Source organism: Oerskovia sp. Root918 (genome assembly GCF_001428945.1).
Classification (GTDB): Bacteria; Actinomycetota; Actinomycetes; order Actinomycetales; family Cellulomonadaceae; genus Oerskovia; species Oerskovia enterophila.
In genome coordinates this window covers 1,083,282-1,104,618 of record NZ_LMJG01000001.1, presented here as the reverse complement: position 1 = coordinate 1,104,618, position 21,337 = coordinate 1,083,282, and the positions used below count along the sequence as shown (strand labels likewise).

At 72.9% G+C, this 21,337-nt stretch carries 14 protein-coding genes; 4 read left to right on the top strand and 10 right to left on the bottom strand.

The genetic code is table 11. The features are described from left to right. Nucleotides 1-28 precede the first annotated feature (28 nt). Complete coding sequence (locus ASE27_RS04655; RefSeq protein WP_056646833.1) at nucleotides 29-1,138, bottom strand: hypothetical protein; 1,110 nt, start codon at nucleotides 1,136-1,138, stop codon at nucleotides 29-31. A gap of 81 nt (nucleotides 1,139-1,219) precedes the next feature. On the opposite strand from ASE27_RS04655, the gene ASE27_RS04650 reads away from it, so the two are divergent. After that, on the top strand, nucleotides 1,220-2,215 hold the full coding sequence (locus ASE27_RS04650; protein ID WP_056646330.1) for a dihydrodipicolinate synthase family protein: 996 nt from the start codon (nucleotides 1,220-1,222) through the stop codon (nucleotides 2,213-2,215). A 76-nt stretch (nucleotides 2,216-2,291) separates the two neighbouring features. Here the strand turns inward: ASE27_RS04650 and ligA are convergent, their stop codons facing one another. Both ligA and adhE read right to left on the bottom strand, forming a co-directional pair. After that, on the bottom strand, nucleotides 2,292-4,784 hold the full coding sequence (gene ligA, locus ASE27_RS04645; protein ID WP_082608491.1) for an NAD-dependent DNA ligase LigA: 2,493 nt from the start codon (nucleotides 4,782-4,784) through the stop codon (nucleotides 2,292-2,294). A 386-nt stretch (nucleotides 4,785-5,170) separates the two neighbouring features. After that, a complete protein-coding gene (gene adhE, locus ASE27_RS04640; protein WP_056646327.1) occupies nucleotides 5,171-7,864 on the bottom strand; it encodes a bifunctional acetaldehyde-CoA/alcohol dehydrogenase in 2,694 nt (897 codons plus the stop codon). 189 nt (nucleotides 7,865-8,053) lie between these two features. On the opposite strand from adhE, the gene ASE27_RS04635 reads away from it, so the two are divergent. Beyond that, nucleotides 8,054-10,240 carry a prolyl oligopeptidase family protein gene (locus tag ASE27_RS04635; RefSeq protein ID WP_056646324.1) on the top strand — a complete coding sequence of 729 codons (2,187 nt, stop codon included), beginning with the start codon at nucleotides 8,054-8,056 and terminating at the stop codon, nucleotides 10,238-10,240. Between the two features lie 94 nt (nucleotides 10,241-10,334). Here ASE27_RS04635 and ASE27_RS04630 read toward each other — a convergent pair whose 3' ends face one another. From ASE27_RS04630 to ASE27_RS04620, 3 genes are all read right to left on the bottom strand, one after another. Further along, the gene (locus ASE27_RS04630; RefSeq protein ID WP_056646321.1) at nucleotides 10,335-12,812 is read right to left on the bottom strand and encodes a glycoside hydrolase family 65 protein; all 2,478 of its coding nucleotides are present in this window, start codon (nucleotides 12,810-12,812) and stop codon (nucleotides 10,335-10,337) included. Continuing rightward, nucleotides 12,812-13,552: an HAD family phosphatase gene (locus ASE27_RS04625; protein ID WP_056646318.1), complete on the bottom strand. Its 741-nt coding sequence runs from the start codon at nucleotides 13,550-13,552 to the stop codon at nucleotides 12,812-12,814. The genes ASE27_RS04630 and ASE27_RS04625 overlap by 1 nt, the downstream gene beginning before the upstream one ends. 165 nt (nucleotides 13,553-13,717) lie before the next feature. Then, nucleotides 13,718-14,782 carry a hypothetical protein gene (locus tag ASE27_RS04620; protein ID WP_056646315.1) on the bottom strand — a complete coding sequence of 355 codons (1,065 nt, stop codon included), beginning with the start codon at nucleotides 14,780-14,782 and terminating at the stop codon, nucleotides 13,718-13,720. Between the two features lie 216 nt (nucleotides 14,783-14,998). Between ASE27_RS04620 and ASE27_RS04615 the strand changes: the two genes are divergently transcribed. Then, nucleotides 14,999-15,532, top strand: coding sequence for an ester cyclase (locus ASE27_RS04615; RefSeq protein ID WP_056646312.1), 534 nt, complete (start codon nucleotides 14,999-15,001; stop codon nucleotides 15,530-15,532). A gap of 34 nt (nucleotides 15,533-15,566) precedes the next feature. Here the strand turns inward: ASE27_RS04615 and mnmA are convergent, their stop codons facing one another. Together mnmA and ASE27_RS04605 are read right to left on the bottom strand one after the other, a co-directional pair. Next, the gene (mnmA, locus tag ASE27_RS04610) at nucleotides 15,567-16,805 is read right to left on the bottom strand and encodes a tRNA 2-thiouridine(34) synthase MnmA (protein ID WP_056646310.1); all 1,239 of its coding nucleotides are present in this window, start codon (nucleotides 16,803-16,805) and stop codon (nucleotides 15,567-15,569) included. Next, on the bottom strand, nucleotides 16,802-18,064 hold the full coding sequence (locus ASE27_RS04605; RefSeq protein ID WP_056646307.1) for a cysteine desulfurase family protein: 1,263 nt from the start codon (nucleotides 18,062-18,064) through the stop codon (nucleotides 16,802-16,804). The genes mnmA and ASE27_RS04605 overlap by 4 nt, the downstream gene beginning before the upstream one ends. A 246-nt stretch (nucleotides 18,065-18,310) precedes the next feature. Between ASE27_RS04605 and ASE27_RS04600 the strand changes: the two genes are divergently transcribed. Next, on the top strand, nucleotides 18,311-19,384 hold the full coding sequence (locus ASE27_RS04600; RefSeq protein ID WP_056646303.1) for a phosphotransferase family protein: 1,074 nt from the start codon (nucleotides 18,311-18,313) through the stop codon (nucleotides 19,382-19,384). Between the two features lie 119 nt (nucleotides 19,385-19,503). Here ASE27_RS04600 and ASE27_RS04595 read toward each other — a convergent pair whose 3' ends face one another. Continuing rightward, nucleotides 19,504-20,481 (bottom strand): electron transfer flavoprotein subunit alpha/FixB family protein, encoded by a 978-nt coding sequence (locus ASE27_RS04595; RefSeq protein WP_056646300.1) that lies wholly within the window; start codon nucleotides 20,479-20,481, stop codon nucleotides 19,504-19,506. A gap of 11 nt (nucleotides 20,482-20,492) precedes the next feature. After that, complete coding sequence (locus ASE27_RS04590) at nucleotides 20,493-21,302, bottom strand: electron transfer flavoprotein subunit beta/FixA family protein (RefSeq protein ID WP_056646295.1); 810 nt, start codon at nucleotides 21,300-21,302, stop codon at nucleotides 20,493-20,495. Nucleotides 21,303-21,337 lie beyond the last annotated feature (35 nt).

Sequence of the window (21,337 nt, the reverse complement as noted above, 5' to 3'; positions counted from 1 at the left end):
CCGGGCGCGTGGCCGAACCGGTCGCGACCTACCAGGCGCGCGCGACCGCGGCGTGCAGCTCGAGCAGGGGCGCGGTGCGCTCGCTCGGGCCGCGCCCGAACCCGCACTCGGTCCCGACGCCGATCTCGCGCTCGCCCAGGACCTGCGCCGCGGCCGCGAGGCGGCGCAGCGCACCCTCCTGGCCGTCCTCGTGGTGGACCACACCCAGGTAGAGCTCGGTCGCCGGGTCGATCGCGAGGTCGGCGAGCGGCGCGACGTACTCGACGTCGTCGCGCTCGATCGGCACGGGCAGGTGGAACCAGTCGATCTCGCGGGTCACGGTCGTGGCGAGCCCGTTCGCGACCTCGACGAGCCGGCGCGCGTCGGCGGGCTCGACGAAGTGCTTCTCGGCCACGTCGCCGTAGCAGAGGTGGAACCCGAGCTCGACGCCCGCCGGGACCGCGGAGGCCACTCGGGCCGCGCGCGCGACGCACCCGGCGAGCACCTCGTCGGAGTCGACCGCGAACCACGCCTGCGCGGGTCCGGCCCCGAGGTTCGCGCCCTCGACGAGCGCGAACTCGCTCGCGAGGTCGAGCTGGATCGCCAGGTCCTCGGCGGGGATGGCCGCGACGATCGCCTCGATCTCGCGCAGCATCGCCGCCTCGTAGGCCGTGTGGACGGCCGGACGCGCGTCGGGCACGGCGAACGCCACGACCGGGGCGAGCGGCGTGGGCAGGCAGACCTGGAAGCGGGTCCCGGCCGGGATGACGCCCTCGTCGCGCAGTCGCGCGAAGTCCGCGTACGAGGACGTCGCGGCCGCCGCGTAGCCCAGCTCGCCGAAGGTCAGGTCTCCCGGGGCGACCGAGCCGTCGAGCACGTGCGGGCGCACGTCGAACCCGGCGACGATCACGGGGTCGATCGGGAGGCGCGCCAGGCCGGGCACGGCCTCGAAGCGCGCGCCCTGGAACAGGATCCAGTGGAACCTCTCGCCGACCTCGCCGTCGGGGATCCGCCGGAGGTGGGTGCCCGCGTGCGCGGCGACGGTGCGGAACGTGTCCTCGGCGGTGGGGAGGTTCACGGAGCCCACGAGGTGGGCGCCACGCACGAGCGTCGAGGTGTCGGCGGGCGCGACGAGGTCAGGGATCAGGTCCTGGGTCATGGTCGCCATGGTAGGCGCGGGCAACGATCGGACGGCGGGACGTTCATCCCTCGGGCCCGCTCGTGTGGCAGCATCGCGCGGATGACCGTGCCGTCGCCCTTCAGCGGGCTGCTCGCCTATCCGATCACTCCCCTGGACCAGGCCTCGGGCGCCCCGGACCTGGGAGCGCTGGCGGGCCTCGTGGCGGGCGCGGTACGCGCAGGGGTCGACGGCGTCACGGTCCTCGCGTCGTCGGGCGCGGGCACGTCGTTCTCCCCCGAGGAGCGCGCCGCGGTCGTGGGCACGGCCGTCCGGGCCGCGCGCGACGCCGGGCCGGGCCGCTCGGGGAGCCGGGTCCCGGTGCACGTCGCGGTCGCGGCCGCGTCGGCCGCCGAGACCGTACGGAACGCCGTCGCCGCGCAGGCGGGCGGCGCCGACGGGCTCGTGCTCACGCCCTTCTCGTACGTCCCGCTGGTCGACGACGAGGTCGTGGCCCTGTTCGAGGCCGTGGCCGCCGAGACGGACCTGCCCGTGTGCTTCTACAACCGGCCTGCTCAGAGCGGGTACGACGCGACCCCCGAGGTCCTGGCTCATCTGGCGCGCCACGCCCGGCTCCGGGGACTCAAGGACCCGGCCGGGAGGGAGGGCGTGAGCACTCGCCTGGACGAGGTCCGGGCCGCGGTCGACGACGAGGCGTTCGCGGTCGGGCTGAGCGGGGACCTCGCGATGACCGAGGGGGCCTTCACCACCCTGCCTGCGAGCGATGCCTGGCACACCGGGGTCGCGGCCCTCGTGCCCGCCGAGTACGCCAGGCTGCGCCGGGCGCACGTCGAGGGTCGTCCCCTCGATGCGGTCGCCGAGCGCTCGTGGCTCCTCGCCCTGGCCCGCGAGCTCGGACGGCTGCGCCCCGTCGCGGGGCTCCACGCGCTCGCCGAGCTGCTGGGCGTGCCGACCGGACCTCCTCGCGGACCGCTCCTGGCGACTCCGCCCGAGCAGACCGCGGGCCTGCGGACCGCGCTGTCGCGCCGTCCGGCCGCGGGGTCGGGGGCCACGGGGCCGGTTTCCTCCGGACCGAGCGCCACGGACGCCACGAGGTAGAGGCCTCCCGTCGAGGGAGAGGCCTCGAGCCCTCTACCTCGACGAAACCCCTCTGTCTCGACGCATCCCCGGGCCGTCAGTCGGCGTCGGTCCCCTCGCTGCCGTCAGTGCCGTCAGTGCCGTCGGGAGCGCCCGCCTCCTCGGCCCGCGCGTCGCCCACCGCCTCGGGCCCACCCGCGAGGAGAGCCACGAACCCGGCCTCGTCGAGGATCCGCAGGCCCAGGTCCCGGGCCTTGGTCTCCTTGGAGCCCGCGTTCTCGCCCACGACCACGTAGTCGGTCTTCTTGGACACCGAGCCCGAGGCCTTGCCGCCCGCCGCGAGGATCGCCTCCTTGGCACCGTCGCGCGAGAACCCTTCGAGGCCCCCGGTGACCACGACGGTCAGGCCCGCGAGCGGGCCGGTCGGCTGCTGGCGCGCGCCGGGACCGGGGTGGCCCGGGGTCTCGAACCGGACCCCGTCCTCCTTCCAGGTCTTGACGATCTCCTGGTGCCAGTCCACGTCGAACCAGGCCAGCACCTCGTCGGCGATGACCGGTCCGACCCCCTCGACCGCGGCGAGCTCGTCGCGGCTCGCCGACCGGATCGCGTCGAGCGAACCGAACCACTCCGCGAGCGCCCGGGCGGCGACCGGCCCGACGTGGCGGATGTTGAGGCTCACCAGGATGCGCCACAGGTCCTTGGTCCTCGCGACGCGCAGCTCGTCCACGAGCGTCTGCGCGGTGGTCGACGGGCCGTACACCGGGAAGTCCTTGCGGACGCCCGCGGCTCGACGCTCGGCGGGCGTCGCGTCCTCGAAGCCGGGCGGGTAGGTGCGGGCGGCGACCTTCTGGAACGGCCGGACGACCTTGGCCAGCAGCACCGAGCCGTCGGACATCTCCACCTCGCCCGACTCCCCCACCCCTTCGAACGGCCGGGGCAGCCCGGTCTCCGGGTCGCGGACGACCACGCGGATCGGTGCGAGCTGGTCGACCGTGAGCCCGAACAGGTTCTTCTCGGTGCGCAGCGGCGGATCCGCGGGCTCGTAGGGCTGCGTGAGCGCGGCCGCGGTGACCTCGCCCAGCGCCTCGATGTCGAGGCCGCCGCGCGAACCGATGTGCTCGACCCGCCCGCGGACCTGCGCCGGGCAGCTCTCGGCATTGGGGCAGCGCAGGTCGACGTCGCCCTCCTTCATGGGGCGCAGCGGCGTGCCGCACTCGGGGCACTCGGCGGGCATGACGAACTCCGTACGCTGCACGCCGTCCTCGCGCAGCGCGGCGACCGGCCCGAGGATCTCCGGGATGACGTCCCCGGCCTTGCGCAGCACCACGACGTCGCCGATCAGGACGCCCTTGGCGCGCACGACGTCCTGGTTGTGGAGCGTCGCCTGACGCACGGTGCTGCCCGCGACGAGCACGGGCTCCATGACGGCGTACGGGGTTGCCCGTCCGGTCCGCCCGACCCCGACCTGGATCGCGAGCAGGCGCGTGTTGACCTCCTCGGGCGGGTACTTGTACGCGATGGCCCACCGGGGCGCGCGGCTCGTCGCGCCCAGCCTGCGCTGGAGCGCGAGCTCGTCGACCTTGACGACGATCCCGTCGAGCTCGTGCTCGATGCTGTGCCGGTGCTCGCCGAAGTACGCGATCATCTCCTGCACGCCCGCGAGCCCGTCGACGACCCGGTTGTGCGGCGAGACGGGGACACCCCACTGCTCGAACAGCGCGTAGGCGTCCGACTGGCGCGCGAGCTCGGCGTGCTCGCCCTCGTCCCACTGGAGCGCCCCGACGCCGTGCGCGTACATGCGCAGGTTACGGCTCGCGGTCACGGCCGGGTCCTTCTGGCGCAGGGAGCCGGCCGCGGTGTTGCGCGGGTTGGCGTACGGTGCCTGCCCGGCCGCGACGAGCGCCTCGTTGAGGGCCGCGAAGTCCTCGACGCCCAGGAAGACCTCGCCCCGGACCTCGATCACCGCGGGGTGCGTGGCCGGGTCGCCCGCGAGCTGCTGCGGGATGGTCGTGATGGTCCGGACGTTGGCCGTGACGTCCTCGCCCGTGCGCCCGTCGCCTCGCGTCGCGGCCCGCACCAGGCGCCCCCGCTCGTACAGCAGCGCGATCGCGAGGCCGTCGATCTTGACCTCGCACAGGTACTCCACGGAGGCCTCTGGCGAGACGCCCAGGTCGCGGTGCACGCGGGCGGCCCACGCGGCGAGGTCCTCCTCGGAGAACGCGTTGTCGAGCGAGAGCATGCGCTCGAGGTGCTCGACGGTCGCGAAGCCCGTCGCGGCCCGTCCGCCGACCCGCTGCGTGGGCGACTCGGGGGTCTGGAGCGCGGGGTGGGCCGCCTCGAGCGCCTCGAGCTCGCGCATGCGCGCGTCGTACTCGGCGTCCGACGACACAGGCGCGTCGGCCTCGTAGTAGGCCCGCTGGTCGGCCTCGACCTGGGCCACGAGCTCGGCCCAGCGGCGCTGGGCGTCGGCCTCCTCCCGGGCGCCGAGCGCAGGAGAAGCGTGGGGCTGGGAAGCCGTGGCGAGGTCGCCGGGGACCTCCGGGGCGGCGTCGGCAAGGGTCGCGGGGCGCGGCGGGGTGGCGTCGTTCACGTGCCCATCATCGCGTGGACCGCCCACACCCGCTCGGGCCTGCGCGTCCTGCCCGACGACGTCGCTCACCACACGGTCCCTGCCCACCACGCGAGGCGCGTGCGCCGCAGGGGGTCGCTGCGGCGTCGGGCGGTCACTCCCCCGGCCCCCTCCCGGGCGCGGGAGCCGCGGAGGGCGCCCGGCGCCGTCGGGCCCACCGAACAGAGCAGCGCCCCGCGCTGGAGGACGCGGGGCGCTGCGTGCGGGACAGAGGCCAAGGGGGGAAGCCTCGGTCCCGGGTGGGTGGCGCCACCCGGCAGGACGCGCCACCCGACCGTGACCCGTACCGCTCGGGTCGACGTCGGGCTACCGGCGTCAGGGCTGCTCCCCGGACGCCGGTGCCCAGATCACTCCGAGGTCTCGGCGGCCGCGGCGAGCGCGAGCGCCTCCTCGGTGGCCTTGCGCTCGGCACGGACCTCTTCGCGGCTCGTGCCGTAGTAGGCCGCGACCATGATGTCCTTCATGTCCTCGAGCATCGGCAGGCGAGGGTTGGCCGGGGCGCACTGGTCCTCGTAGGCCCGCATCGCCAGGGCGTCCAGCCCCCCGATGAACTCGCGCTCCGAGACACCCTGCTCCTTGAACGAGTGCTCGATCCCGACCTTGGCCCGCAGCTCCTCCACGGCCCGGGCGTACGACTCGACGGCCTGCTCGGGCGTCGAGGCCGGCAGCCCCAGGTGCTTGGCGATCTGCTGGTAGCGCTCGTGCGCGATGTACTTCTCGGCCTTGGGCCAGCCCGTGACCTTGGTCGGGATCTGCCCGTTGTAGCGGATCGCGTGCGGCAGGAAGATCGCGTTCGTGCGGCCGTGGACCAGGCCGAACGACGAGCCGACCGTGTGGGCCATCGCGTGGACGATCCCGAGGAACGCGCTGCCGAACGCCATGCCCGCGATCGTGGCCGCGTTGTGCATCTTCTCGCGGGCCTCGGGGGCTGCCGCCCCCTGCGTGACCGAGGCCTCGATGTGCTCGAAGACCAGCTTGATCGCGTGCAGCGCCAGGCCGTCCGTGAAGTCGTTCGCGTAGACCGACACGTAGGCCTCGGTCGCGTGCGTCAGGGCGTCGAAGCCCGAGTCGGCCGCGAGCTTGGCCGGCATGGTCGCGGTCAGGACCGGGTCGATGATCGCGACCGACGGGGTCAGCGCGTAGTCGGCGAGGGGGTACTTGTACCCGGTCGCGTGGTCCGTGATGACCGCGAACGGCGTGACCTCCGAGCCCGTGCCCGACGAGGTCGGGATGCAGACCAGCTTGGCCAGGTCACCGAGCGTGGGGAACTTGAACGCGCGCTTGCGAACGTCGAAGAACTTCTCGCGCAGGTCCGAGAACGCCATCTCCGGGTGCTCGTACTTGAGCCACATGACCTTGGCCGCGTCCATGGGCGACCCGCCGCCGATCGCGACGATCGTGTCGGGCTTGAAGTCGCGCATCATCTCCGCGCCCTTCTCGACCGTCTCGACGCTCGGCTCGGGCTCGACCTGGTCCATGATCTGGATCGAGACCTTGTTGGGGCGGCGACCCAGGACGTCGAGGACCTTGTCCACGATCCCGATCTGGCTCATGACCTTGTCCGTGACGATGGTGACGCGCTCGACGTCGGGCATCTGGGCCAGGTACTGGATCGAGTTCGGCTCGAAGTAGGTCTTCGGCGGGATCTTGAACCACTGCATGTTGTTGTTCCGGCGTCCGATCCGCTTGACGTTGATGAGGTTGACCGCCGACACGTTGTTCGACACCGAGTTGTGCCCGTACGAGCCGCACCCGAGGGTCAGCGACGGGATCAGCGCGTTGTAGATGTCGCCGATGCCGCCGAGGGCCGACGGCTGGTTCCACAGGATGCGCACGGCCTTGACGCGCTGGCCGAACTCCTCCGCGATGTCCTTGTCCTCGGTGTGGATCGCACCCGAGTGACCCAGGCCGTCGAACTCGACCATCTGCTCGGCGAGCGAGATGCCGTGGTCGGTCGACTGGGCGCGCAGCACCGCGAGGACGGGGCTGAGCTTCTCGCGCGTCAGGGGCTCGGCGGGGCCGACCTCGGCGCACTCGGCGAGGATGATCGAGGTGCCGTCCGGGACGGTGAAGCCGGCCTGCTCGGCGATCCACTGGGGGCTCTTGCCCACGATCGAGGCGTTGAGCTTGGCGCCCGCGCAGTTCGCGCCGCCGGCCTCGACGCCGAAGATGAAGCGCTCGAGCTTGGCCTTCTCCTCGGGGGTCGCGAGGTAGGCGTGCATGTGGGCGAACTCGGCCAGGGCCTCGTCGTAGATCTCGGTGTCGAGGATGACGGCCTGCTCCGAGGCGCACACCATGCCGTTGTCGAAGCCCTTGGACAGGACCACGTCGTTGACCGCGCGGCCGAGCTTGGCGCTCTTCTCGATGTAGGCCGGGACGTTGCCCGCGCCGACGCCCAGGGCGGGCTTGCCCGCCGAGTAGGCCGCGCGGACCATCGCGTTGCCGCCCGTGGCGAGGATGAGCGAGACGCCGTCGTGGTTCATGAGCGCCGAGGTGGCCTCGAGCGAGGGCTGCTCGACCCACTGGATGCAGTCCACGGGGGCGCCCTCGGCGACCGCGGCGTCCCGCACGATGCGGGCTGCGGCGACCGAGCACTTCTGGGCGCTGGGGTGGAACGCGAAGATGATGGGGTTGCGCGTCTTGAGCGCGATGAGGGCCTTGAAGATCGCGGTCGAGGTCGGGTTCGTCACCGGGGTGATGCCCGCGACCACGCCGACCGGCTCGGCGATCTCGACGATGCCCGTGAGGTCGTCGCGGCCAATCACGCCGACCGTCTTGAGGTTGGCCATCGAGTTCGGCACGTGCTCGCACGCGAAGATGTTCTTGGTGGCCTTGTCCTCGAAGACTCCGCGCCCGGTCTCCTCGACCGCGAGCTGCGCGAGGCGGCCGTGCTCGTGGAGGGCCGCGACGGACGCCTTCTTCACGATGCGGTCGATGTCCTCCTGGGTGAAGGCGTCGTACTGCTTGAGCGCCTTGAGGCCCCGGTCGACGAGGGCGTCGATCTCGGTGACTCCGGCGAGGGCCTTGCTCGTGCTGCTCACGTTGGTAGCTCCTCCAGTGACCCGAGCGGCCGGGTCTGCGTGGTGTCTTTCCCTTGCTTGTGAATACTTTCACAAGGTACGGATAGATGCAAGAGGCCTCGATGGATGTGGCACGGGCCACAGTCACCGCCCCCTGTCGGGTCGTCCCTGCCGGGACGACCCGTCGGACCGGTCACCTAGGGTGTTGGCATGAGTGCTGAGAACGCCGTGACCGACACGCCCACCGCACCGCCGACCACGCCGCACGACCCGTACCTGTGGCTCGAGGAGGTCGAGGGCCGCGAGGCCATGACCTGGGTCCAGGGACGCAACGCCGAGACCGCCGCGACCATCGAGGCCACGAACGAGTTCGCCGCGACCGAGCAGGCGATCCGCGAGGTCCTCGACTCCGACGACAAGATCCCCGACGTGTCCCGGATCGGCGAGCACTACTACAACTTCTGGCGCGACGCCCAGCACGAGCGCGGCGTCTGGCGCCGCACGACGCTCGACTCCTACCGCACCGACCACCCCGCGTGGGAGCTCGTGCTCGACCTCGACGCGCTGGGTGAGGCCGAGGACCAGAGCTGGGTCTGGCACGGCGCGAGCGTGCTGCGCCCCGAGCCCGGCCAGGAGTGGCGCCACGCCCTGATCGACCTGTCCCCCGGCGGCTCCGACGCCGACGTCACGCGCGAGTTCGACCTCGTGACCAAGACCTTCGTCGCGCCTGAGGACGGCGGGTTCCTGCGCGAGGAGTCCAAGGGCGGGCTCGGCTGGATCGATGCGGACACGGTCTACGTCTACACCGACTTCGGTCCCGGCTCCATGACCCCGTCGGGGTACCCCCGCGTCGTCAAGCGCTGGCACCGCGGCACGCCCGTGACCGAGGCGACCATCGTGTACGAGGGTGAACCCGAGGACATGTACATCATGGGCTGGCGCACGCACTCCCGCGGCTTCGAGCGCGACTTCGTGGGCCGCTCGATCGCCTTCTACGACAGCGAGACGTACCTCGTCCAGGACGCGAGCACCCCTGACGAGAAGCTCGTCAAGATCGACGTCCCGCGCTCGGCCGAGGTCGGCGTCAAGCGCGAGTGGATGCTCGTCGAGCTCCGCGACGACTGGACGGTCGACGGCGCCACCTACCTGGCCGGCTCGCTGCTCGCGACGCGCTTCGAGGACTTCCTCGCAGGGGCCCGCGGCTTCACGGTCCTGTTCGAGCCCACGCCCTCCACCTCGCTCGCAGGCGCCACGTGGACCGCGCACCACCTCGTGGTCAACGTCCTCGAGGACGTCAAGAACCGCCTGCACGTGCTGACCCCGCCGCCTCTCGCCGAGGGCCCGGACGTCCTCTGGACCCGCAGCGAGCTACCGGGCCTGCCGACCATCGGCACGGTCGTCGTGGGCGCGGTCGACTCCGAGGAGAGCGACGACGTCTGGCTCGTCACGACCGACTACCTCACGCCCTCGACGCTCTCGCTCCTGAGCGTGGGCGCGGGCACCGCCCCCGAGGTCCTCAAGTCGAGCCCGGCGTTCTTCGACGCGCAGGGCCTGGTCATCGACCAGCACTTCGCGGTGTCCGACGACGGCACGCGCGTCCCGTACTTCGTCGTCGGGCGCGAGGACCTCGTCCGGCCCGGGGCCGGTGCAGGCTCGAGCGGCGCCCCCGAGGCCGCTGACGGGGTGACCGGTGCGCGCCCGGGCGCGGCCCCCACGCTGCTCTACGGGTACGGCGGCTTCGAGGTCTCCCTGACCCCGGGCTACTCCGGGACGCTGGGCCGCGCCTGGCTCGCGGACGGCGGCGTCTACGTCGTCGCGAACATCCGCGGCGGCGGCGAGTACGGACCGGCCTGGCACCAGGCGGCCCTCAAGGCCAAGCGCCACAAGGCGTACGAGGACTTCGCGGCCGTCGCGCGCGACCTCGTCGCCCGCGGGATCACGACCCCCGAGCACCTGGGCATGGAAGGACGCAGCAACGGCGGGCTCCTGGCCGGCAACATGCTCACGCAGTACCCCGAGCTCTTCGGCGCCGTGATCGTGGGCGTCCCGCTGCTCGACATGCTCCGTTACACGCACCTGCTCGCGGGCGCGTCCTGGGCCGCCGAGTACGGCGACCCCGACGACCCCGCGCAGTGGGAGTTCATCAGGACGTTCTCGCCGTACCACCTGTTCGACGCCGAGCGCGAGTACCCGCCCGTGCTCTTCACGACGTCGACCAAGGACGACCGCGTGCACCCCGGGCACGCGCGCAAGCTCGCCGCGAAGATGCTCGCGGCCGGCAAGGACGTGACGTACTACGAGAACGTCGAGGGCGGGCACGGCGGCGCGGCCAACAACGCGCAGGCCGCGCACATGGCCGCGATCCACTACCGCTTCCTGCGGGAGCAGCTCGGCTGACGTCCGAGCACCGACGCCGAGAGGGCGGGTCCAGGTGGACCCGCCCTCTCGGCGTCTGCGGGCGGTCGGTGACGGCCGCGCCGGCCGACCCGCGCTACGAGTGCGGCACCTGGGCCGTGATGAGCGTCCCGTCCTCGCGGCGGTTGCCCGTCAGGTCGCGCAGGCTCGGGGTGCCGTGGAGCACGGGCCCCTGGCCGTCGAGCGCGACCGTGACGGTCTCGCCCGCACCGACGTGCACGGCCTCGCCCCGCACGAGCACGTCCGCTCCCTCACCCGTCTCGCACACGAGCTCGATCGCGTCGACCGTGACCGTCACCTTGAGCCGGGAGCCGCGCAGCGTGACCCGGAACGTCAGGGACTCCCACTCCTGGGGCAGGCGGGGGTCGAAGCTGATGCGCCCGCAGTCGTCGCGCATCCCGCCGAACCCGAACGCGAGCGCCGACCAGGTGCCGCCCGCCGAGGCGACGTGCACGCCGTCGGCCGCATTGGCGTGGCGGTTCTCGAGGTCGACGAGCAGCGACGACGTGAAGTACTCGAGCGCGAGCTCGTGGTACCCGACCTCGGCCGCGATGATCGACTGGACGACGCCCGACAGGGTCGAGTCGCCCGTGGTCAACGGGTCGTAGTACTCGAAGTCGGCGAGCTTCTCCTCGGGTGTGAACTCTGCCCCCTGGAGGAACAGCGCGAGCACCACGTCGGCCTGCTTGAGGACCTGGTAGCGGTAGATCACGAGCGGGTGGTAGTGCAGCAGCAGGGGTCGCTTGTCCGCGGGGGTCGCCGCGAGGTCCCAGATCTCGCGCTCGAGGAAGTGCGAGTCCTGCGGGTGGATGCCCAGGTGCTCGGCGAACGGGATCGACATGTGCTTGGCCGCGCGCTGCCACTCGGCGGTCTCCTCCTCGCTCACGCCGAGCCGGATCGCGAGCCGCTGGTACTCGTGCGGGGCGTCGCGCCGCATGGTCTCGAGCGTCTCGGCCGCGACCCGCAGGTTGAAGCGGGCCATGACGTTGGTGAAGAGGTTGTCGTTGACGACCGTCGTGTACTCGTCGGGTCCCGTGACCCCGTGGATGTGGAAGTAGTCGTCGCCGTTGGCCCGCCAGAACCCCAGGTCGGCCCACATCCGCGCGGTCTCGACGAGGATGTCGACGCCCTCGCGCTCGAGGAAGTCGAGGTCGCCCGAGGCCCGCACGTACTGCATGACGGCATAGGTCACGTCGGCGTCGATGTGGTACTGCGCGGTGCCCGCGGCGTAGTACGCCGAGGCCTCCTCGCCGTTGATCGTGCGCCACGGGAACAGCGCGCCCTGCTGCGAGAGCTGGCCCGCGCGGCGTCGGGCGGCGTCGAGCATCTGGTAGCGGAATCGCAGCGCGTTGCGCGCGTATCGCGGGCTCGTGTACGTCAGGAACGGGAGCACGTAGATCTCGGTGTCCCAGAAGTAGTGCCCGCCGTACCCGGAGCCCGTGAGCCCCTTGGCGGGCACGCCGTTGCCCTCGGCACGGGCCGTGGCCTGGGCGAGCTGGAAGATGTTCCAGCGCACGGCCTGCTGCACCTCGGGCTGCCCGGGGATCTCGACGTCCGAGCGCGCCCAGAACTCGTCGAGCCACTCGCGCTGCTCGGCGTGCTGGAACGCGATGCCCTCCTCGCGCACGCGGTCGAGCGTGCGACGGCAGCGGTCGATCAGCTCGATCGCGGGCACGCCGCGGGACGTGTGGTAGGCCACGGTCTTGGTCAGACGCACGGGCTTGCCCGGCTCGGCCTGGATCCGGTAGACGTGCTTGGCCAGGTCCTCGTCCACCTGGGTACGCACGTCGTACGAGTTCTCGGTCGCCAGGTCGTCGTCCGCGGCGACCGCGAGGGTCATGCCCGAGTTGGTGCAGCGGTAGGAGAGCACGAGGCGCTGGTCGTCGCCCCACTGCGCCTGCGGCTGGAGCACGCGGTCGGTGAACTGGTTGGCCTTGCGCGGGTCGAAGCCCTGCCCCATCGCGGCCGAGGGGACGTGGTACTCGTCCTGCCCGTCCTGCCGGTTGAGGATCTGGGACGAGATCGCGATGGGCGCCGGGTCGTCGAGCATGGTGACCTCGAACGTGAGCACGGCCAGGTGCCGCTCGACGAACGAGACCATGCGCTCGGACTTCACCAGCACGCGCTTGCCCGACGGCGTGCGCCACAGGAGCTCACGGCGCAGCACGCCGTCGGCCATGTCGAGCGAACGGTCGTAGGTGATCAGGTCCGCGACGGGTAGCAGGAGCGGCTCGTCGTCGACGTAGAGGCGGATGATCTTGACGTCGGGGACGTTGACGATCGTCTGCCCGACCTCGGCGAAACCGTAGGCCTCCTCGGCGTGGTGGATGCGCCAGGTCTCGTGGAAACCGTTGATGAAGGTCCCCTGCGTGTGGGACTCGCGGCCCTCCTCGACGTTCCCGCGCATGCCGAGGTACCCGTTGGCGACCGAGAACAGCGTCTCGGTCACCCCGAGGTCGTGCGCGGCGTACCGGCTCTCGGTGAGCTTCCACGGGTCGGCCGGGAAACGGCTGCGGTCGATCGTGCCGTCGAACCCGTGCTCGAACCCGCCCATCAGCGGACCTCCTCGCGGGCCGGGCGGTCGAGGACCGTCGCGTCGAGCTCGCCCAGGTCGCTCACGACCAGGTCCGCGCCGTGCTCGGTCAGGACGTCGGCCCCGACCCCGCGGTCCACGCCGAGCACGAGGCCGAAGTCGCCCGCCGCCCCGGCCTGGACGCCCGAGATCGCGTCCTCGACGACGACCGCCGCGGTCGTGGGCACGCCCAGCAGCTCGGCCGCGTACTCGTAGGTCGCGGGCGACGGCTTGCCGTCGAGGCCGTGCGCGGCCGCGACCGTGCCGTCGACGACGACCTCGAAGCGGTCCGCGATCCCGGCCGCGGCCAGGACCGACGGCGCGTTGCGCGAGGACGAGACCACGGCCACCTGGGCACCGGCGGCCGTCACGGCGTCGAGGAAGGCGATCGAGCCGGGGTACGGGGAGATGCCCTCCTCGACGAACATGCGGTTCACGATCTCGTTCTTCTTGTTGCCCAGCGCGCACACCGTGCCCCCGCCGGGCGCATCGTCGATCGTGCCCCAGGGCAGCTCGATCCCGCGCGAGGCGAGGAAGGTCGCGACCCCGTCGAAGCGCGGCTTGCCGTCGATGTGCGCGAAGTAGTCCGCCGACGTGTACGGCGCGACCCCCCGCTCGACGCACAGGGGCGCGAACAGGCGCTCCCAGGCGCGCATGTGGACCTCGGCCGTCGGGGTCAGGACCCCGTCGAGGTCGAAGAGGACGGCGTGCAGAGCGGGCATCGCGCTCCTTCGGGAGAGTGGACGGACGAGGGAGCGCCGCGAGTTCGGCACCACTCTCCGAGCCTACGCACCGCGGGCCGTCACGGCGAAAACGAACCGGCGCAGCGGACGAACGGCAGCCCGGCTGCCGAACCCGTCGTCCGGGCCACTGCAGGCCCGCGCCGCTCAGTCCTGCGCCCGCTCCGCGAGCATCTCCGCGACCCGCCCCAGGTTCCCGAGCATCGCGCGGTTCTCGTCGGTGCTCCCGAGCCGGCTCCCCGACCCCAGCCCCACGCCCCCGGCGCGAGGCGCTGCGAGGAGAGTGACGTCGTCGAGCCCCGAGGCCGGGAGACCGATCCGGCGCCACGGGACCGTCACGAGCGACGCGAGCTCGCCGAGGTTCGGCCCCGAGCACTGCGAGACCTTCGCGGGCGGCAGGCCTGCCCAGACACCGGTGCCGCGCTCGACCGCGCGCGCGACCAGCTCCCAGCCCTTCTCGTCCCAGCCCGTGCCGCGCGCGGCCAGGTCGAGGCCCACGGCGTCGGCGCCTGCGAGCACCACGGGCGCGATGCCCACCCAGGCAGGCCCCACGTGCACGACGCTGCGCGCCCCCCAGCCGCGCACGGCGTCCAGGACCCCGGTGAGGCCCTCGACGATGTCCGGTCCTTCGACCGCGCGCAGGCGCGAGTACCCCGAGAAGGTGGGCAGCACGCCCGCGTTGATCTGCCCCAGGAGCGGCTCGGACACCTGCACCACGAGCTCGGCGCCGGGCACCTGGCGCTGCACCTCGTCGAGGTGCGCGCGCAGCCCGACGGCGAGCGAGCCCGCCAGGTCGGCCGCCGCACCGCGGTCCGAGAGCACGCGGTCGCCCCGCGCGAGGTAGAGCTCGGCCGCGAGCGTCCACGGCCCGACGACCGACACCGCGAGCGGTCCGGAGTACCCGTGGCCCGCGATCGCGAGCGCGCCGAGGTCCTCGCGCAGGAACGCCTGCGCGCGCCGCTCGTCCATGCCGGGCCGGTCGGCGAGCTTCCAGCCGTGCGGGCCGATCTCGACGGGCAGGTCGGCGAGCAGGGTCGCGGTGTGCCCCACGCCGTCGGACCCCGGCCCCCGCTGGGGCAGGCGCACGAGGAACGGGACGGGCGTGACCCCCGTGGGCACCTCGGCGAGGTCCCCGAAGATCATCTGCTGCGCCTCGAGCACGTCGGTGCCCTCACCGCCCGGCCACGGTCCGTGCCCGCTGACTGACGTCATGACGTGAGCTCCTTGCTGTGATGTGTCGTGCCGAGAAACTGCTCTGCCGGCCGCGCTGCACGGTCCGTGGGGGGGTATCGCGAGGATCTCACCCGCGCATCACCCGCACGAACCCTTGCGGCGGCCCTCTCTCCGAGTGAAGGGTGATGAGTATGCACCACAGACCGTGACGACGCGGTGGCCGTTGGACGACCCCGCCGGACGAACGAGGCGGACATGAGAAGCAACCACGAGGCGGAGCCCTCGGTCGGCACGGCCCACGAGGCCACCGCGACCAACAAGGCCACAGCGATCGCCGTGCACACCCAGGCGATCCCGGGGAACCACGCGCAGGCCCTGGCGGCGCTGGTCGCCGCCGACTTCCACAACCACGACCCGGCCCCCGGGTCCTCGGGCGGGCTCGAGGGGCTCGTCGCGACCATGCACTGGTTCTCCGACGCGTTCTCCGACCAGCACGTCGAGGTCCTGCACGCCGTGGCCGAGGGTGACCTGGTCGCGCTGCACGTCGCGTTCAGCGCCCGGCACACCGGCTACTTCCGGGGGCTGGCCCCCACGGGCCGTCACTTCACGGTCCGCGAGATGCACATGCTCCGGTTCGCGGACGGCCGCGAGGCCGAGCACTGGGCGGTGCGCGACGACGCGTGGCTCGTGCGCGAGCTGAGCGAGCACCCCGTGGTGCCCACGAGCGCGGTCCTCGCCGCGACCCAGCCGGGCGCGGCCGTGGGGAGCGCCGTGCCCGTCGCGGTCTGAGAGACCCGCACCGCGCCGTCGAGCCACGCCGGGCTCAGCCCGCGAGGCTCGTGGCGCGCGCGGCCCGGTAGGCCCGCTGCACGGTCGACTGCCCGATCACGCGCGTGCCCTGGTACACGACGAGGGACTGCCCCGCGGCCACGCCGCGCAGCGTCTCGCCCGTGAGCTCGACCTCCATGCCGGCGCCCTGCGCGGACGCCGCACCGGTCGGGTCCTCGGGCGCTCCCGCCCCAGGCCCGACGACGGCGCGCACCCGGGCCGGGACCGGTACCCCGTGGGCACGCACCTGCACGGTCGCCTCGAACCAGTCCGACGCCGCGGAGGTCGACGCGTCCCAGCCCGCGCCCGCGAGGACGTCGTCCGCGAGCCACACCGACCGGTCCCCCACGATCCGGTCGACCGTGAGCAGCTCGGCGGGCCCCACGACGACGCGGTTGGAGACCGGCTCGACCTCGAGCACGTAGCGCGGCTTGCCGTCGGCCGCCGGACGGCCCAGGGCCAGACCCTTGCGCTGGCCGACCGTGAACGCGTACGCACCCTCGTGCTCGCCCAGGACCTCGCCCTCGGTGTCGACGATGTCGCCCGTGCGCGCGCCCAGGCGAGACTTCAGGAATCCCTGGGTGTCGCCGTCGGACACGAAGCAGATGTCGTACGAGTCGGGCTTGTTCGAGACCGACAGCCCGCGCCGCTCGGCCTCCTCGCGCACCTCGTCCTTGGACGCGAAGCCCCCCAGCGGGAACATCGAGCGGGCCAGCCGCTCTGGCCCCATGACCGCGAGCACGTACGACTGGTCCTTGGCCTCGTTGGGCGAGCGGTGCAGCTCGTGGACCGTCCGGGTCACGGGCTCGCCGTCCGGCCCGGGCTCCGTGACCTCGCGCGTGAGGACCTGCGCGTAGTGCCCCGTCGCGACCGCGTCGAACCCGAGCGCGGTCGCCTTGTCGAGCAGCGCCTCGAACTTGATGTGCTCGTTGCAGCGCACGCACGGGTTGGGCGTGCGCCCGGCCTCGTACTCGGACAGGAAGTCGGCGACGACCGTGTCCTCGAAGCGCTCCGAGAGGTCCCACACGTAGTACGGGATGCCCAGGACGTCGGCCGCACGCCGCGCGTCGCCCGCGTCCTCGATCGAGCAGCAGCCGCGCGACCCGGCGCGGAACTGCTCGCGGTTGCGGGACAGCGCCATGTGCACGCCGACCACCTCGTGGCCGGCCTCGACGGCCAGTGCGGCCGCGACGGCGGAGTCCACCCCGCCGGACATCGCTGCCAGGACTCTCATGCGGGCCTCCTCGTGGTGCTCGTGGTGGTGCTCCGGCCTGCGCCCGCCGAGGACGCGAGACCTGCGGCCTGCGCGCGCGCCACGACCTGTGGCAACGCGTCCAGGAGCCGTTGCACGTCGGCGTGCGTCGACGTCGCGCCGAGCGAGAACCGCAGCGCACCGCGCGCGTCCTCCTCGGGAACGCCCATCGCGAGCAGGACGTGCGAGGGCTGCGGGACCCCGGCCTGGCACGCCGACCCCGTCGACGTCTGCACGCCCGCCGAGTCCAGCAGGTACAGCAGCGAGTCGCCCTCGCAGCCGGGGAACGTGAAGTGGGCGTTGCCGGGCAGGCGCCGCGACGGGTCGACCAGGGGGTCCGGCCCGCGCAGGACCGCGTCGGGGACGGCCGCGCGCACGCCGCGCACCAGCTCGTCGCGCAGCCCGGCCAGGTGCTCGGCCCGCTCGGCGCGCGCCCCGACCGCCTCGGTCACCGCGACCGCGAACGACCGGATGGCAGGGGTGTCGAGCGTGCCCGACCGCACACCCCGCTCCTGCCCGCCGCCGTGCAGCACGGGCGTGAGCGGCAGGCCACGCTTGGCGAGCAGTGCCCCCACGCCCACCGGGCCGCCGAGCTTGTGGCCCGTGAGGGTCAGGGCGTCGAGCCCGCTCGCGGCGAAGTCGACCGGGACCTGGCCCACGGCCTGCACCGCGTCGGAGTGCACGGGGATCCCGTAGGGGCGCGCGATCTGCACGACCTCCTGGACGGGCTGGATCGTCCCGACCTCGTTGTTGGCCCACATGACCGAGATGAGCGCGACCTCGTCCCCCTTGGTCGCGAGCTCGGCCCGCAGGGCGTCCAGGTCGAGGCGTCCCTCGTCGTCGACGGGCAGCAGCACGATCTCCGCGCCCGTGTGCTCGGCCATCCAGAACGCCGGGTCGAGCACCGCGTGGTGCTCGACCGCCGAGACGAGGATGCGCCGCCGTCGGGGCTCGGTCGTGCGACGCCCCCAGAACAGGCCCTTGACCGCGAGGTTGTCCGACTCGGTGCCGCCCGCGGTGAAGATCACCTCGCTGGGGCGCGCGCCGAGCGCCGCTGCCACGGCCTCGCGCGACTCCTCGACGACACGGCGCGCAGCCCGGCCCGCCGAGTGCAGCGAGGACGGGTTGCCGGTCGCCGTCAGCTCCGCGACGAACGCCTCGATCGCCGCCGGCGACATGGGGGTCGTCGCGGCGTGGTCGAGGTAGGCGCCGGCGCCGGGCGCGGCAGGGGTGGAGGTCATGGGGCGATCACAGTCGTCCAGTCTACGAAGGGTTCCTGGGGCTCGCTGTCACGGGGCTCGTGGGGCCGTCGGCCGACCCGTGGGATGGCGCTGGACAGCCCAGGAAAACGCGATATCTTGACAGATGCCCGATCGCTCTCGGATCCAGGTCCCCGGCTCGTTCCACGCCGCGGACCGCACCCGGGACGCCTTCGCGCGGTTCCCCCCTCAGACTCCCCTCCTCACCTTGTGAGAGTGCTACGCCCCATGCCCGACGACGTCGCGACCACCGCCGTGGTCCGCTCACCGGAGGACCCGCGCGCCCACGCGAGCGACCGGCTGCGCTGGGCGCAGCTCCCCGCCGAGCTGCGCGACGAGATCGAGGCGACCATGAACGCCCGGGTCGTGGAGGAGATCAGCGTCGTGAGCGGGTTCAGCCCGGGCATGGGCTCGCTCGTGCGTCTCTCGACGGGCGACCAGGTCTTCCTCAAGGCTGCCCGCACGCTCGACGCGCCCGAGTCCGCGGACCTGCACCGGGCTGAGGCCAAGATCTCGGTGCGCCTGCCCGCGGCCGTCCCCATGCCGCGCTTCCTGTGGGGCCACGGGGACGGTGACTGGATCGTGCTCGCGTACGAGGCGATCGACGGCTACCCGCCCCGCATCCCGTGGGACCCCGCGGTGCTCGGTCGCGTGCTCGACACGCTCGACGACCTCGCGCGCGTCCCGGGCGCGCGCCAGATCCCCCTGCCACCCGCGGGTCCCCAGCTCGCGTCGGCCACGATCGGCTGGGGCCGCGTCCAGCGCGAGCCGTACCCGCACCTCGAGCACGTCTCGCCCTGGGCCGCACAGCACCTCGACCGGCTCGTCGAGACCGAGCTGGGCGTGCTCGTCGCGTGCGAGGGCGAGTCGATCGTGCACGGCGACATGCGGGCCCAGAACCTCGCCGTGACCGACGACCACGTCTACGTCCTCGACTGGCCCCACGCCATGCGCGGGGCAGCCTGGCTCGACCTCGCGCACCTGCTCGTCACGGTCGGCGCACAGGGCGTCGAGGGAGTGTTCGAGCCCGTCGACGTCGAGATCCCGTGCGACGGCGGGCCGCCCCTCGTGCACTGGGACGACGCCGAGCGCGCCGGGGCCTGGCTCACGGCCGTGTTCGACGACCACCCGCTGGGTGCCGAGGTGCACCCCGAGGACCTGCGCTCGATCGTCGGCGGGTACGCAGGATTCTCCCTGGACACCGCGCGCCGCCCCGCTCCCCCGGGCAGGCCGTGGCTCCCGGAGAGGGCCCTGGGCCAGGCGCTCGCAGGCCTCGCCTGGCTCGAGCACCTGGGACTCTGACCCGCTCCTGGGGCCTTGCTCCGCCGTCGGGCCCGGGTGACGCAGCCCGCAGCACTCCCCGGACGCGCGGACGCCCCGGCAGGCGAGCCTGCCGGGGCGTCCGTGGTCCGTGCGAGCGGTCAGCCCTTGTGCTCCCGGATGACCTTCGCCGCCTGCGGCAGGACCTCCGCGAGGTCGCCGACGACCGCGAAGTCGGCGATCTCGAACAGCGGGCAGTCCGAGTCGTTGTTGACCGCGACGATGACCTGCGAGGCCTGCATGCCACCGCGGTGGTGCGGTGCCCCCGAGATGCCCGCGCCGATGTACAGGCGCGGCGCGATCGTCACGCCGGTCTGGCCGATGAACGTGTCGAACCAGCCCTCGTAGACCGCGTCGCGGGTTGCGCCCACGGCCGCGCCGAGCGCGTCCGCGAGCTCCTCGACCGGCGCGAAGTCACCGTCGGTGCCGCGCCCGCCGGCCACGACCGTGGCGGCCTCTGCGAGGCTCGGACGCCCGCCCTCGACGACCGGCTTCTCCTCGCGCGAGACGACCGTGACCCGCGTGGCCGAGGCCGGGACCTCGACGGGGAACCCGATGACCTCGGTCGCGACCGAGGTCTCGGCAGGCTCCGGCACGACCGAGTTGGCGCGGACCGTGAAGACCGCGACGTCCGTCGAGACCTCGCACGAGGTGTCCCACGAGCCCGCGAAGACCCGCTTGTGGCCCACGGCCTTGCCGTCCTCGGCACTGACCGCGGCCGCGTCGATCACGAGGCCCGCGCCGAGCTCGTACGCGAGGCGGGCAGCCGCCTCCTTGTTGGGGAACGTCGCCGAGAGCAGCACGACGTCGGCGTTCGCGCGGCGCACCGCGGTCGCGAGCGTCTGCGAGACGACGGCCGTCAGGTGCTCGGCGCCGGGGCTCAGGGACGTGGGCAGCTCGGCCTGGAGGACCGTGTCGACGCCGTAGGCGCCGAGCTGGGCGAGCGTCGTGACGCTCGGGCTGCCGAGCGTCACGGCCTTGGGGCGCCCGAGGCTGCGGGCGATGGTGAGGAGCTCGAGGGCCGCGGAGCGCAGCTGCGTCTCCGGGGAGTCGAGCAGGACGAGGACGTTGGTGGTCACGGTGTTCCCTCTCAGACCAGCTCGTTGCGGATGAGGAACTCGGCCAGCGCCCGGCCGCCCTCGCCCTTGTCGACGACGACCTCGACCTCGGGGCGCGGCGGGCGGGGCGTGGCGCTGAGGACGTGCGTGCGCGCACCGGCGTCGCCCACCGTGGCGGGGTCGACGCCCAGGTCCGCGAGGTCCCAGACTTCGATCGGCTGCGTGCGCGCGGCCATGATGAGCTTGAAGTTCGGGAAGCGCGGCCAGTTCGCGTGGTCCGTCACGGAGACCACGGCGGGCAGCGGCGCCGAGAGCTCCTCGAGCGCGTCGTCGAGCTCGCGCGTGACCTGGGCGGTCCGCGCCTGAGCGTCGACCTCGAGCTTGCCCGCGAGCGTGAGCTGCGGCAGGTCGAGCTCGGCGGCGAGCAGCACCGGGACGACGGACCCCAGCCCGTCGAGCGCGGCCATGCCCGTGACGACCAGGTCGACCGGGCCCTCCTCCTCGAGCTTGCGGATCGCGGCGGCCAGGGTGCTGACCGTCCCGAAGTAGTCCGAGCCCGCGAGCGCCTCGTCGCTCACGCGCACCCCGCGTCCGACGCCCATCTGGTAGGCCTTGCGGATCGCGGTGTCGGCCTCGGGGCCGGCCATGGTCAGGACGACGACCTCGGAGGACGCCTGCTCGTCCTCGGGCAGCGACTCGACGATCTTCAGGGCTGCCTCGATCGCGTTCTCGTCGAGCTCGTTGAGCGTCCCCTCCTCCGACGAGCGCACGACGCGGCCCTCGTCGAATCGGCGGTCGGCGTGGATATCGGGAACATACTTGACGGCGACGACGATCCTCATCGTGATGAGCTCCGTGGGTGGGCGACGGTGGACCC

Coding starts and splice junctions, on each gene's coding strand:
- ASE27_RS04615 (WP_056646312.1), top strand. CDS start 14,999: ATGAGAAGCAACCACGAGGCGGAGCCCTCGGTCGGCACGGCCCACGAG.
- ASE27_RS04655 (WP_056646833.1), bottom strand. CDS start 1,138: ATGACCCAGGACCTGATCCCTGACCTCGTCGCGCCCGCCGACACCTCG.
- ASE27_RS04635 (WP_056646324.1), top strand. CDS start 8,054: ATGAGTGCTGAGAACGCCGTGACCGACACGCCCACCGCACCGCCGACC.
- ASE27_RS04650 (WP_056646330.1), top strand. CDS start 1,220: ATGACCGTGCCGTCGCCCTTCAGCGGGCTGCTCGCCTATCCGATCACT.
- ASE27_RS04600 (WP_056646303.1), top strand. CDS start 18,311: ATGCCCGACGACGTCGCGACCACCGCCGTGGTCCGCTCACCGGAGGAC.
- ASE27_RS04605 (WP_056646307.1), bottom strand. CDS start 18,064: ATGACCTCCACCCCTGCCGCGCCCGGCGCCGGCGCCTACCTCGACCAC.
- ASE27_RS04620 (WP_056646315.1), bottom strand. CDS start 14,782: ATGACGTCAGTCAGCGGGCACGGACCGTGGCCGGGCGGTGAGGGCACC.
- ASE27_RS04630 (WP_056646321.1), bottom strand. CDS start 12,812: ATGGGCGGGTTCGAGCACGGGTTCGACGGCACGATCGACCGCAGCCGT.
- mnmA (WP_056646310.1), bottom strand. CDS start 16,805: ATGAGAGTCCTGGCAGCGATGTCCGGCGGGGTGGACTCCGCCGTCGCG.
- ASE27_RS04625 (WP_056646318.1), bottom strand. CDS start 13,552: ATGCCCGCTCTGCACGCCGTCCTCTTCGACCTCGACGGGGTCCTGACC.
- ASE27_RS04590 (WP_056646295.1), bottom strand. CDS start 21,302: ATGAGGATCGTCGTCGCCGTCAAGTATGTTCCCGATATCCACGCCGAC.